Below are 13,004 nucleotides of genomic sequence, written 5' to 3'. Positions count from 1 at the left end.
GCTCTCCGGGACCGGCGCGCACTGCGGCACCGAACCGCTACGGGACCGGTCAGGCGCGGCGGCGGGCTACTGCGGGTCGGTCGCCGCGTCCGAGTCCGCCGCCGCGGCGGCACTCTCCGCCGCGGCGACCTTCTGCTGCACCTGCTGCTGCGTCAGCTGCCCGTTCTGCCCCGACTGTGCCGACTGACCCGACTTCGCCGAGGACGTCGCCTGCGGCTGCGGCGACGACGCCGCGCTGCCACCGCCGCCGCCGCAGGCCGTGAGCGTCACCGCGGCGCCCAGCGCGGCCAGGGCCAGGCCGAGGGCCCGCACCCGTGCCGTCACTTGGAGCTGCCGTTGTCGTTCGCGGCGCACCAGGTCTGCACGGCCCTGAGGTCGGTCTGACGCTGGGTCAGCGTGCCGATCAGCGCCTTGCGGGCGGTCAGCCGGTCGTTGAGGTAGGTCTCGACGGCGCTGTGGCCGGCCTTCTGGGCGTTGGCCACCCGCTGCTGCAGCCGGGCGACGGAGCCGGTCTCGGTGACCGGACCGTTGAGGCGGGCCAGCTCGCGGGTGATCCGGGTGTCCACCTTGGTGGCGCGCAGGCAGATGCCGTGTGCTCCGTCCGTCTTCGGGCCGGAGGTCGCCGCGGAGGCGGGCGACGCCGCGAACAGCGTCCCGAGCAGCGCGAGGCCGGCGAGGCCGGAGGCGAGAGTGGTACGGCGCATGGACATGGTGGTCCTCTCCTGACAAGGTCCCGGGGCCTGGCTGACGCCCCGTCTGCCGGGACACTAGAAACCCTCCTTGTGGAATCCATGTGGCAGGAGCGGGACGATCAGTGCGCGCTGTCGTGGGTGAGCCAGTTGCGGGTGGTGGGCAGCGGGGTGGTCGCCGCGGCGGTGGGCAGCCGGACCTCCACCCGGGTGCCGTGACCGGACGGCGGGTCGGTGAGCCGGACCGAACCGCGGTGCAGCGCGACCTGCTGGGCGACCAGGGTCAGGCCGAGTCCGGAACCCGGGCTGTCCGGACCGCGCCGGAACCGGTCGAACACCGCCTCGCGCTGGTCCGGCGGGACGCCGGGGCCCTGGTCGTCCACCCGCAGCACCGCCGTCCCGTGTTCCAGGCCGAGCTCCACGGCCATCGTTCCGCCGCCGTGCACCATGGCGTTGACCAGCAGGTTGTCCACGACTATCCGCAGCCCCGGCTCCCAGCCGGGGAGCTTCGGCGCCGCCCACGCGTGGACCGTGACCCGGGCCGACGGCCGCGCCCTGCGCAGGTCGGCCACCGCGGACTCGACCAGTTCCGCCAGGTCGACCGTGCCGAAGGCGTCCGCCTCCACCAGGTCGCCCTGGGCCAGTGACCGCAACGCCGTCAGCAGTCCCAGCAGCCGGGCGTGTTCACCGTGCAGGTCGTCGAGCACCTCCCTGCGCTCCTGCGGGCTCAGGTCCGGATGGTCGGCGAGGATGTCCAGGTTGGTGCGCATGCTCATCAGCGGGGTGCGCAGCTCGTGCGACGCGGAGGCGGCGAAGGCCTGCGCGGTGGCCAGCGCCTCACCGGTGCGGGCGGCCTGCTCGTCGTAGCGGCCGAGTACCGACTGCAGCGTGTGAGCCAGGTCGTCGACCTCGGCGACATGGGTGGGCCGGTGGCTGAGCCGGGTCGCCGGGTCGTCCGGGTCCAGGCCGCTGGTGCGACGCTGCAGCAGCCGCAGCGGGCGCGCGGCGCGCTCGGCGATCAGGAAGGCCAGCAGCCCGCCCAGCGGCGCGGCGAACAGCGCGACCAGCAGGATCCGGCCCTGCACGGCGGAGACCTCGTCCTGGATCGCGGAGGACGGCGAGAACAGCCAGAGCGTGCCGCCGGGCTGGCCCGGCGTGGCCGGAACGGCGGTGCCGATCGCCCGCCAGCCGGTGCCGTCGTAGCTCACCGTCACCGGGGTGCGGCGGGCGGCGGGCAGCACCGGGCCGCCGGTCACCGGAGGCTGCGGGCCGTCGAAGAGCAGCACCGAACCGTCGGCGGCGGTGAGCCGGACACCCACGTCCAGCGCGACGGCGGCAAGCCGGTGCTGGTCGTTGGCCTGCACCCGGGGCCGTCCGGTGTCCGCGGCTTTCAGCTCGGACCGGGCGAACGGCAGCGCGGCGACCGCGCGCTCCTGCAGCTTGCCGTCCTGGCCGACCTTCAGGTCCCGGGTGACCAGACCGCTGAGCAGCAGCCCGGAGAGAATCACCAGGACCGGCACGATCGCGGCGGTGACCAGCGCGATCCGGGTCGAGAGCCTCATTGCGGGCCTCCTCGCAGCACGAACCCCACCCCGCGGACGGTGCGGATCAGCCGGGGCCGCCCGCCTGCCTCCAGCTTGCGCCGCAGGTAGCTGACGAAGGTGTCGACCACGTCGGTGCGGACGTCGAAGTCGTAGCCCCAGACCCGTTCCAGCAGCTGGTCCCGGGTCAGCACCAGGCCGGTGTTCCGGGCCAGCACCTCCAGCAGGGCGAACTCCCTGCGGGTCAGCTCGACCGGCGCGTCGTCGTAGCGGACCTGCCAGGTGGTCGGGTCGACGGTCAGCGGGCCGACCCTGAGCAGCTCGGTGGCGCGCGGCGGCCGGCGCCGCAGCAGCGCGTGCAGCCGCAGCACCAGCTCCTGCAGGGCGAAGGGCTTGACCAGGTAGTCGTCGGCGCCGGCCTGCAGCCCGGCCAGCCGGTCCTCCAGCTGGTCCAGCGCGGACAGCATCAGCACCGGGGTCTCGTCGCCGCTCTCCCGCAGCCGGCGGCAGACCTCCGTGCCGGGCAGGTCGGGCATGGAGACGTCCAGCACCAGCACGTCCGTCGGCGACTGCTGGTGCGCGGCCAGTGCGGCGACCCCGCCCTCGGCCAACACCACGGAGAACCCGCTGAGCCGTAGCCCGCGCTCCAGGGAGCGGCGGATCGCCGCGTCGTCGTCGACGACCAGCACCCTGCCGTGTCGCTCCGCCATCGTCCCGCCTGCCTCCTCCGTCTGCACCGGGTGAGCAGCTTCGCAGACCAGGGCAAGAGCACGGCCCCTCCAGAATGAGAACTGCCGCGCCGCGAACTGCCGCGCCGAGAACTGCCGGACTGAGGACGGTCAGCGCTCCGGGCCTGCGCCTCCGGCCGCCTCCAGCGCCTCCAGCGCGCGGTCCCTGGCCCTGGCCGCCGCGGCGGCGGGGTCGTCGGTGGCGGTCCAGGCGGCGCAGTAGAGCAGCCAGCGGGCGATGAAGTTGATCCACAGCAGTAGCGCGACCGGGGTACCGAAGGCCCCGTAGACGCTCTTGCCCGCGACCTGGCTCAGATAGGTGGAGAGCAGCAGCTTCAGCAGCTCGAAGCCCACCGCGCCCAGCAGCGCGCCCTGCGCCAGCACCCGTCTGCGCCGGTGCCCGTGGAAGGCCCCGCCCAGCCGCGGCAGCCCGGCCAGCAGATAGGCGAAGAGCAGCATGTCCGCGCCCACCGCGATGACGAACCCCACCACCCGGAGCAGCACCTTCCCCGCGGTCGAGTGCTCGATCCCGAACCAGTGCGCGGCCTGCCCGGCCAGGGCCGAGGCGAACGAGGAGGAGCCGATCGAGACGGCCGCGACCAGCCCCAGGCCGATCAGCACGCCGACGTCCAGCACCTTGCGCACGACCGGGTTGCCGGGCTCCGGCGGCAGGCTCCAGACCAGGCGCAGCGAGACCCGGGTGGTGTCCACCCAGCCCAGCCCGGAGACCAGCAGCAGCACTCCGCCGACCAGGCCGACCGTGCCGGCGTTGCGGGCCAGCGAGCCCAGGTCCAGGGAGGAGGCCAGCGCCGGGACCTGCTCCTCGATCTTCTGCTGCAGCTTCGCCACCTCGTGGTGCCCGAGCGCCGAGGCGGTGATCGCCATGGCCACCGTGATCAGCGGGAACATCGCCAGGAACCCGAAGAAGCTGACCGCCCCGGCCAGCCGGTTCGAGCCGACCCCGTTGAAGTGCTCGTACACCCGGTAGGGCCGGCTCCGCAGCAGCCGGCCGACCAGCGGGCCGATCACCGGAAGCCGCGTCAGCCAGTCCATCAGCAGTCCCTCAGCCAGTCCCTCAGCAGTCCCTCAGCCAGTCCTCGGCGGTCGTCGGCCCCCGGTCAGACCGGCAGGCGCCGGAACAGCGGGCGGGGCAGATGGCGCAGGCCGGACATGACGATCCGCAGCGCGCCCGGGGCCCACACCGTATCGCTGCCCCGCCGCAGCCCGGCCAGCAGGGCCTCGGCGACCGCGTCCGGAGTGGTCGCCATCGGGGCCTCCGGCAGGCCCTCGGTCATCCGGCCCCGGACGAAGCCGGGTCGGACCACCATGACGTGGACTCCGGTGCCCTGCAGCGAGTCGCCCAGACCCTGCGCGAAGGCGTCCAGGCCGGCCTTGGTGGAGCCGTAGATGAAGTTGGCCCGGCGGGCCCGCTCACCCGCCACCGAGGAGAGCACCACCAGCGAGCCGTGGCCCTGCTGACGCAGCGCCTGGGCGCTGACCAGCGCGGCCGTCACCGCCCCGGTGTAGTTGACCTGGACCACGGCGGCCGCGGCCAGCGGGTCGCGCTCGTCCCGCCGCTGGTCGCCGAGGACCCCGAAGGCCAGCAGCACCACGTCGATGTCGCCGTCCGCGAAGACCTTGCCGAGCACCGGCTCATGGGTGTCGACGGCGGCGGCGTCGAAGTCGTGCACCGTCACCTCGGCGCCCAGCGCCGTGAGTTCGTCGGCGGCGGCGGTCAGCGCGGGCGACGGGCGGCCGGCCAGGTGGACCCGCCGGGTGCGCTCCCGGACCAGGCGGCGCGCGGTGGCCAGGCCGATCTCGGAGGAGCCGCCGAGCAGCAGCAGCGACTGGGGCTGGCCCAGGGCGTTCTTCATGGCGCCGTCCTTAGGGGCTCGTGATGGGGACCTGCGGGCGGGCCGGCCTCAGAGCGAGAGGCGGCGGGCCAGGTCGGAGGTGAACCGCTGCCGTGGGTCGAGCCGGGCCCGCAGCTCACGGAAGTCGTCCAGTCTCGGGTACATCCGGGCCAGCGACTCGGGGCTCAGCCGGGAGTCCTTGGCCAGGTAGATCCGGCCGCCGGCCCGCAGCACCTCGTCGTCCAGGCGGTCCAGCAGCGGGCCCAGGCCGGGCAGCGCGGCCGGGATGTCCAGGGCCAGGGTCCAGCCGGGTGACGGGAAGGAGAGCCAGCCGGGGTCGCCGGCGCCGAAGCGCTTCAGCACGGCGAGGAAGGCCGGGCAGCGGTGCCGGCTGATCGACTCGACGATCCGGCGCAGCGTCGCCTCCGCCCCGTACGGGACCACGAACTGGTACTGCAGGAACCCCTCGCGGCCGTAGACCCGGTTCCAGTCGGGGAGCCCGTCCAGCGGGTGGAAGAAGCGGGACAGCTTCTGCAGCTGCCCGCGCCGCTCCCGGGGCGCCCTGCGGTACCAGAGTTCGTTGAAGGCACCGACGGTCGCCGCGCTGAGCAGCCCGCCGGGGATGCCGCGGGGCACCGACGGCAGCCGGGAGGTGCGGAACTCCAGCGGGTCGCCCCGGCCGCCCGGGTCGAGCTGGTCCAGCGTCGCGTGGTCACCCCGGGTGAGCACCGCGCGGCCGGTGGCGGCGCCCCGGGCGAGCAGGTCGATCCAGGCCACCGAGTAGCGGTAGCGGTGGTCGGTGGCCTCCAGCCGGTCCATCAGGTCGTCCAGGTCGGAGGCCCGCTCGGTGTCCACGCTCATCAGCGCGGTCTGCACCGGCAGCAGCTCGATCTGCGCCGACAGGATCACCCCGGTCAGGCCCATGCCGCCGGCCGTCGCCCAGAACAGCTCCGGCTGCTGCTCCGGGGTGAGGCTGTGCACCGTGCCGTCGGCGGTGAGCAGCTCCAGGGACCGGACATGGCGGCTGAAAGCGCCGCTGACGTGGTGGTTCTTGCCGTGGATATCGGCGCCGAGGGCACCGCCCACGGTGACGTACCGGGTTCCCGGGGTGACCGGGACGAACCAGCCGAGCGGCAGCAGCACCCGCATCAGCGTGTCCAGGGTGACCCCGGCCTCGCAGCTGACCAGGCCGCGCCCGGCGTCGATGAAGCGGATCGCGGTCAGCGCGGTCATGTCGAGGACGGTGCCGCCGGCGTTCTGCGCCGCGTCCCCGTACGAGCGGCCCAGTCCGCGCGCGACCACGCCGCGGGTGCCGGCCGAGCGCAGCGCGGCGGCCACCCCGGCGGCCGTGGCCGGGCTGCGCAGCCGGGCGACGGTCGGCGCGGTCCGGCCCCAGCCGGAGAGGGCGACGGTGTCCGTGTCGGGGACCGCTGATCCGTGCATGAGAACGAACGTACCGTCCTGACCCGTGTCATCCCGGCACATTCGCGGCCAATCACTGCATCGTGTGCATCAGCGGCACGGAGCGGTGGCCGCGGAGAGCGAGGAGCGCATGGCCCTGTGGGACAGTCCCCCGCCCCGGGATCCGGACGAGTGGCTGCTGCGCGCGGCCCGGGGAGCCGCCGGGCGTCCGGGCGTCGCCGCGGCCGCCCGGGCGCTGTCGCTGGCCGGCGAGCACGGTGCGGTGTGGCTGGCGGCCGGCCTGGCCGGAGCGGCGGCGGACCGGGCCCGCCGGGCCGACTGGCTGCGGGCCACCGCCGTCGTCGCCGCGGCGCATCTGGCCAGCATGGGCCTGAAGCGGGTGGTGCGCCGGCCCCGGCCGCGGCTGCCCGGTCTCGAACCGCTGGTGCGCACCGCCGGCCGGCACAGTTTCCCCAGCTCGCACGCGGCGTCCTCGGCGGCGGCCGTGGTCGCCTTCGACGGCCTGCTGCCCGCTGCACCGACGCTGCTGCTGGCCGCCGCGGTCTGCGGCTCGCGGCTGGTGGTGGGGGTGCACTACCCCTCGGACGTGATGGCCGGCGCGGCCCTCGGCGGCTGGGCCGCCGCGATCGGCAGGCCGCATCGGCCCGCCGTACCGCCCCCGGTCTGAGCGCACCCGAACCGGGACATCTGCCGCCGGGACACCGCCGCCGAGCCGCTCAGGCCAGCTGGTCCGGCCGGGGGGCGGGGCGGCGGTCGGCCATCGGCAGGAACGGCAGCGGTTCGGGTTCACCCAGGAACAGCGAGCGGACCACGCGCTCGGCGGCGCGGCCGTCGTCGAAGCCGCAGAAGCGCTCGCGGAACGCCGCGCGCGGCCCGTCGTACTCGGCGGAGCGCCAGCCCCCGGAGCGCAGCAGCTCGGTGAGCTCGCCCTCGGTGCGCACCGCCGCGCCGGGGGTCTCCCCCGGGCGGCCGGAGAAGAGGTCGAGGTAGACGCCCCGGGTCTCCCGGTAGACGTCCCAGTCGTCGGCGAAGACGATGATCGGCCGGTCCAGGTTGGCGTAGTCGAACATCAGCGAGGAGTAGTCGGTGACGAGCGCGTCCGCCGCCAGGGCCAGCCGCTCCACCGAGGGATGCCGGGAGACGTCGACGACGCCGGCCGCGGCGGCCTCCGCCCCGGCGCCGAAACCCTCGCCGAAGCCGGCCAGGTCGTCGTAGAGGTAGTGGCTGCGGTTGAGCACCACGAAGGAGGGCCCGAGCGCCCGGGCCAGCCGGGCCAGGTCCAGCGCCGGCCGGTAGGAGGAGCGGTAGTCACGTAGGGTCGGCGCGTACAGCACGGCGGTCCGGCCCGGTGCTATGCCGAGTTCCGCGCGCGCCGCCCGCACCTCCTCGGCGCCGGCGGTGAGGAAGACGTCGTTGCGCGGGTAGCCGTACTCCAGGGTGCGGTAGCCGGAGGGGTAGACCCGCTCCCAGATCAGCGTGGAGAAGTGGTTGGAGCTGAGGCTGTAGTCCCAGCGGTCGATCCGCTCCAGCAGATCGGGGAACTTGATCTCGCCGCCGGCGGCCGGGTAGTCCTGCAGGTCAAGGCCCATCTTCTTGACCGGGGTGCCGTGGTGCGTCTGCAGGTGGACGGTGCCCGGGCGCTTGGGCGCGCCGTCCGGGAAGTTGACGTTGTTGACGAAGAACCCGGCCCGGGAGACCGCCTCCCGGTACGCGCGCGATCCCGGGGCGACCGCGGTGAGGCCGGGCGGGACGTCCTGGCGGCGCTGCGCCTCGACCACCCAGACGGTACGGAAGTCCGGGGCCAGCTCGCGCAGCTTGGCGTCGATCGCGGCCGGGTTGCAGGACGGCACCCGGCCCCAGTACGAGGAGAACACCGCCAGCCGGTGGTCCAGCGGCAGCGTTCGCTGGACCCGCTGGTAGCCGCCGAGGACGGGTACCGCCGCCGCGCGGCGCACCACCGGCCTGGCCTCGCGCACCGTCTGCCGGGCCGAGCGGGCCAGCCGGCCGACCGGGCCGGACCTCCAGCCCGCCGCGACAGACAGGTCCGGCGCGCCGGCCGGGCGGTGCCGTCGCTCGGCCTCCCGGGCCTGCTGGAAGAACTCCCCGCGCAGCGCCGCGGGCACCCGGTCGGGGTGGCCGCCGATGGTGTTCAGGTGGTCCACCATCCGGCGGTGCAGCAGCGGGCGCCAGCGCTCCAGCTCCGGGTGCCGGTCCAGGTGGGCGAAGACCAGGTCGTACTGGGCGAAGACCTCGAAGTGCCGGCGGCTGACCGTGGCCAGGATGTTGCCGCCCTGACGCCGCTGCCGGTAGCGCACCACGACCCGGTCCAGCAGGGTGACGGTCTCGGCGGTCAGCATCACCGGGTAGGTCCACGGGGTGTCCTCGTAGTACCCGGCCGGGAAGCGGAACCGGTGCTTCTCCAGGAAGTCCCGCCGGTACGCCTTGTTCCAGGCCACCATCAGCAGGCCGAGCAGGTCCTCGCGCTCGGCGACCGCGAACACCTCCGGCAGCCCGTCCCGGGCCGCCAGCGCCCCCGCCGTGCCGTCCTGGCTGCGGACCTCCCGGCCGTCCCAGTAGGTACGGGCGTAGTCGTAGACCAGCAGCTCCGGGTCGCCGGTGGCGTCGAGCCGGTCGGCGATCGCGGAGAGTGAGCCTTCGGTAAGAGTGTCGTCGCTGTCGAGGAAGATCACGTAGTCCCCGGTGGCGACGTCGAGGCCGGCGTTCCTGGCCCGCCCGAGCCCGACGTTCTCGGCCAGCTCCAGCACCCGGACCCGGTCGTCGGCGCGCCGGTGGGCAGCGAGGATCTCCGCACTGCCGTCCGGTGAGCAGTCGTTGACGCAGATCAGTTCGAAGTCGCGGAACGACTGTGCCAGGACGGAGTCGAGGCACTCGCCGAGGTACGCCTGGACCTGGAACACGGGGACGACGATGCTGAACCGGGGCATAGCCCATCACCCTATCGCCCGCCGCAGCGCGCACCGCTGCCGCTCGCCGCCGGGCGACGCCGCTAGGCTGAGGCCGTATCGCCCGAGCCTGTTCCGAGAAAGGCCCGCAGCTCCTATGGCCCCCCGCCTCTCCGTGGTTGTCCCCATCTACAACGTCGAGCTCTACCTCGACGAGTGCCTGGAGTCGCTCGCCGCACAGACCTTCGCGGACTTCGAGGCCGTCCTGGTCGATGACGGATCCACCGACGCCAGCGCCGAGATCGCCGAGGCCTTCACCCGCCGCGACCCGCGGTTCCGGCTGGTCCGGCAGGAGAACATGGGCCTCGGGCCGGCCCGCAACACCGGTGCCGCCGCGATCGACCCGGACGGCGAGTTCCTGACCTTCGTCGACAGCGACGACATCGTGCCGCCGAACGCGTACCAGCTGATGATCGAGACGCTGGACCAGACCGGCTCGGACTTCGTGGCCGGCAACGTGCTGCGGTTCCGCTCGGTCGGCTTCAACCAGTCCTGGGTGCACAAGGCGCCGTTCGGCAAGACCCGGCTGCGCACCCACATCAGCGCGTTCCCGCCGCTGGTCACCGACCGCACCGCGTGGAACAAGGTCTACCGGCGCAGCTTCTGGGACGAGCACTCCATGCGGTACCCGGGCATCCTCTACGAGGACGCCCCGGTCAGCATCCCGCTGCACTTCCTGGCCAAGAGCGTCGACGTGCTCTCCGAGCCGGTGTACTTCTGGCGGATGCGCGAGGTCGGCACCAAGTCGATCACCCAGAACCGGACCGACCCCAAGGGCCTGGTCGACCGGGTCACCTCGATCCGCATGGTCCGGCACTTCCTGCGCGACCGTTCCGGCGCCGAGTTCCGCACGTTCCAGAGCTTCTACGACGAGAACTCGCTCACCGAGGAGATGCCGATATTCTTCAAGGTGCTGCCGCTGGCCGGCCCCGAGTACCGGGACGCGTTCCTCGACCACGTCGGCGCGATGATCGAGGACATCGGCGGCTCGGTCATGAACGCCCTGCCGGAGACGCTGCGGCTGAAGTACTGGCTCACCGCCAAGCGCCGGATGGACGACCTGCTGGCGCTGCAGGCGTTCGACGAGGAGTTCCCCCGCGCCGTGCCGACCCGGGGCACGGTCCGCCCCAGGGCCGACTACCCCTTCCTGCGCACCAGCCCGCCGGTCGACGACACCGTGCTGGCGCTGCACCGGGCCGTGGGCCTGCAGGCCAACGTGGACGTGGTGCGGCGGCAGGACGACGGCCAGCTGCAGTTGCAGGGGAACGCGTACCTGAAGAACCTCGGCGCCGAGCACCGCTACGACTCGGTGCGCGCGCTGATGCTGCGTGAGACCGGCAGCCGCCGCACCCTGGTGCTGCCCACCAGGACGGTGCGGCGCCGGGACGTCACCGCCGGCACCCCGGAGCTGGTGTTCCGGCACGCGGACTGGTCCGGCTTCTCGGTCTCCTTCGACCCGGCCCGCCTGAAGCGGCGCGGCCAGTGGCAGGACGGCACCTGGCGGGTCACCCTGGGCCTGTTCGGCAAGGGCCGTCCCCGGCGCACCCGGCTCAAGGCCGGCCTCACCGGGTCCGGTCAGGTGCCCACGCCGTTCTGGGTGAGCGACGACGTCCGGGTGGTCCCGGAGATCCGCGACAGCCACCTCTACCTCCGGGTGGAGACCGCCAGGGCCCGGGTGGGCGCGGCCCGGCAGATCGACGACCGGATAGAGCTGCGCGGCTCGATCGCGCAGCGCGGCGGCCTGGACGGCGCGCTGCTGCGGGTCAGGCACAACGAGGACGGCAGCGGCCGCGAGCTGCGTTACCCGCTGGAGCTCGGCACCCCGGGCGGCGGCCAGGTGCCGTTCACCGCGGCCTTCGACCCCGCCGACCTGGAGGAGGTGCGGCTCGACGAGGCGCAGCTCCGGCCGACCGCACTGGAGCGGGAGTCCGACCACTGGAGCGCGGAGCTGCTGCTCGCCGACGGCACGGAACTGCCGCTGGTCATGGACGGCGGCGAGGACAGCTCCTCCTCGGCCCAGTTCCCGTTCAGCCGCACCGATGGTGACGGAACGGGTGGTGACGGAACCGATGGTGACGGAGCGGTGGGCGACGCCAGGGCCCTGCTGTTCAAGCCGTCCCCGAGCGGCTACCTGGAGATCTGCGACCAGCCGGTGCAGCCGCGGGTGGAGCGGGTGTCCGCCGTGCCCGAGCAGCAGGGCTTCCTGCTCGAAGGCACGTTCCCGCTGCCCGGCCGGCACACCTTCGACCTGGTGCTGCGCCACAAAATCCACACCCGGCGCGCCCCGGTGACGCCGGGCGAGTCGGTCGACGGCCGGTTCAGCGTGGTACTGCCGGCCGTGCCCAACGACAGCTTCGGCGGCGACCTGCCGCTGCAGGCCGGCGAGTGGGAGCTGCGGGTCCGGCTCGACCGGGGCGAGGCGGTCGAGGAGTTCAAGCTGCACATCGCCCCCAACGCCATGGACGCGCTGCCGCTGGCGGTCGAGGCGCGGGGCAAGCAGGTCACCTTCTCCCGCCGCTGGTACGACTGCCTGCTGCTGACCGCCGACAGCGCGCTGGCCGACAACGAGGCCGGGAACTACCACCAGTACCGGCTGCGCACCGAGTTCTACCCCGCCGCCCGGACCCGGCCGCTGCGCCAGGCGGTGCTCTTCGACAGCTTCGACGGCGGCGGCTACGCCGACTCGCCGCGCGCCGTGCACGAGGAGCTGGTCCGCCGCGGCAGCGAGCTGGAACAGCTGTGGGTGGTCGACGACCTGCAGGCCGAGCTGCCGCCGACGCTCACCGCGGTCCGCCGGCACAGTCCCGAGTGGTACGAGGCGCTGGCCCGCTCCCGGTACCTGGTCGGCAACACCACGCTGCCGCCGTGGGTGGAGCGGCGCGAGGGCCAGATCATCCTGCAGACCTGGCACGGCACCCCGGTCAAGAAGATCGGCTTCGACTTCGAGAACGACTGGTACACCGACCCGGACCAGCTGCGGGACCTGGAGCAGGGCGCCCGGCAGTGGAGCCTGCTGCTGTCCCCCAACCCGGCCAGCACCCCGGTGCTGCGGCGCGCGCTGCGGTTCGAGGGCGAGGTGCTGGAGACCGGGCTGCCGCGCACCGACCGGCTCTACGCCGAGGACCGGGAGCAGCGCGCGGCCCAGGTGCGGCACCGGCTGGGGCTGCCCGAGGGCAAGCAGGTGGTGCTGTACGCGCCGACCTGGCGCGAGGACCAGCAGGGCTTCTACCACGGCCTGGGTCTTGACCTGCGGATCGACCTGGCCGCGGCGAAGGCCGCGCTGGGCGCGGACCAGGTGCTGCTGGTGCGTCCGCACCAGCAGGTCACCGAGGTGGCCCCCGGCTCCGGCGACGGCTACCTGTGGGACGTCGCCGACTACCCGGACGTCGAGGAGCTGATGCTGGTCGCCGACGTCCTGGTGACCGACTACTCCTCGGTGCTGCCGGACTTCGTCGGCACCGGCAAGCCGGTGCTGCTGTTCGGCTACGACCTGGAGCACTACCGCGACGCGCTGCGCGGGTTCAGCTTCGACTACGAGGCCGAGGCGCCCGGCCCGCTGCTGCGGACCTCGGAGGAACTGGTCGAGGCCCTGCGGGACGTGGCCGCGGCCACCGCCCCGTACGCCGAGGCCTACGCGGCCTTCCAGAAGACCTACAGCCCGTGGGACGACGGCAGGGCCGCGGTGCGGGTCGTGGACGCGCTGCTGAACAAGTAACAGGGCACCGGACAGGGGAGGGGCGTGGGGCCCGGCACAGCGGGCCCCACGCCACCCCGGGTGAGACGCGGGGTGTTTGGGTGCCCGCGCGGC

10 protein-coding genes are annotated in these 13,004 nt (G+C 73.7%); 2 read left to right on the top strand and 8 right to left on the bottom strand.

Annotated elements, in window-relative coordinates; translation table 11 throughout:
* Positions 1 to 66: 66 nt before the first annotated feature.
* The 7 genes from ABH925_RS22665 to ABH925_RS22635 form a co-directional block, all read right to left on the bottom strand.
* Positions 67 to 324: a hypothetical protein gene (locus ABH925_RS22665; RefSeq protein ID WP_370150622.1), complete on the bottom strand. Its 258-nt coding sequence runs from the start codon at positions 322 to 324 to the stop codon at positions 67 to 69.
* Positions 321 to 710 (bottom strand): hypothetical protein, encoded by a 390-nt coding sequence (locus ABH925_RS22660; protein WP_370150621.1) that lies wholly within the window; start codon positions 708 to 710, stop codon positions 321 to 323. Before ABH925_RS22660 ends, ABH925_RS22665 begins: the two co-directional genes overlap by 4 nt.
* Before the next feature lie 101 nt (positions 711 to 811).
* Entirely contained in the window at positions 812 to 2,251 is a 1,440-nt protein-coding gene (locus tag ABH925_RS22655) for a sensor histidine kinase (RefSeq protein ID WP_370150619.1), read from the bottom strand.
* A complete protein-coding gene (locus ABH925_RS22650) occupies positions 2,248 to 2,940 on the bottom strand; it encodes a response regulator transcription factor (RefSeq protein WP_370150618.1) in 693 nt (230 codons plus the stop codon). The genes ABH925_RS22655 and ABH925_RS22650 overlap by 4 nt, the downstream gene beginning before the upstream one ends.
* A 129-nt stretch (positions 2,941 to 3,069) precedes the next feature.
* On the bottom strand, positions 3,070 to 4,011 hold the full coding sequence (locus ABH925_RS22645; protein ID WP_370150617.1) for a YihY/virulence factor BrkB family protein: 942 nt from the start codon (positions 4,009 to 4,011) through the stop codon (positions 3,070 to 3,072).
* Between the two features lie 65 nt (positions 4,012 to 4,076).
* A complete protein-coding gene (locus ABH925_RS22640) occupies positions 4,077 to 4,832 on the bottom strand; it encodes a decaprenylphospho-beta-D-erythro-pentofuranosid-2-ulose 2-reductase (RefSeq protein WP_370150616.1) in 756 nt (251 codons plus the stop codon).
* A 48-nt stretch (positions 4,833 to 4,880) separates the two neighbouring features.
* Positions 4,881 to 6,254, bottom strand: coding sequence for an FAD-binding protein (locus tag ABH925_RS22635; protein WP_370150615.1), 1,374 nt, complete (start codon positions 6,252 to 6,254; stop codon positions 4,881 to 4,883).
* A gap of 109 nt (positions 6,255 to 6,363) precedes the next feature.
* Here ABH925_RS22635 and ABH925_RS22630 point away from each other — a divergent pair, with 109 nt between their 5' ends.
* Complete coding sequence (locus ABH925_RS22630; protein ID WP_370150746.1) at positions 6,364 to 6,900, top strand: phosphatase PAP2 family protein; 537 nt, start codon at positions 6,364 to 6,366, stop codon at positions 6,898 to 6,900.
* A 49-nt stretch (positions 6,901 to 6,949) separates the two neighbouring features.
* On the opposite strand, the gene ABH925_RS22625 is transcribed toward ABH925_RS22630, so the two are convergent.
* Positions 6,950 to 9,178, bottom strand: a complete 2,229-nt coding sequence (locus ABH925_RS22625) for a CDP-glycerol glycerophosphotransferase family protein (RefSeq protein ID WP_370150614.1) — start codon at positions 9,176 to 9,178, stop codon at positions 6,950 to 6,952.
* A 133-nt stretch (positions 9,179 to 9,311) separates the two neighbouring features.
* On the opposite strand from ABH925_RS22625, the gene ABH925_RS22620 reads away from it, so the two are divergent.
* Positions 9,312 to 12,911: a CDP-glycerol glycerophosphotransferase family protein gene (locus tag ABH925_RS22620; RefSeq protein ID WP_370150613.1), complete on the top strand. Its 3,600-nt coding sequence runs from the start codon at positions 9,312 to 9,314 to the stop codon at positions 12,909 to 12,911.
* The last annotated feature ends 93 nt before the right edge of the window (positions 12,912 to 13,004 follow it).

The sequence above is a fragment of the Streptacidiphilus sp. EB129 genome (genome assembly GCF_041262645.1).
In the GTDB taxonomy this organism is placed as follows: Bacteria; Actinomycetota; Actinomycetes; order Streptomycetales; family Streptomycetaceae; genus Streptacidiphilus.
Note: the sequence above shows the minus strand (reverse complement) of the source record. Positions and strands in the feature narration are given on the sequence as shown.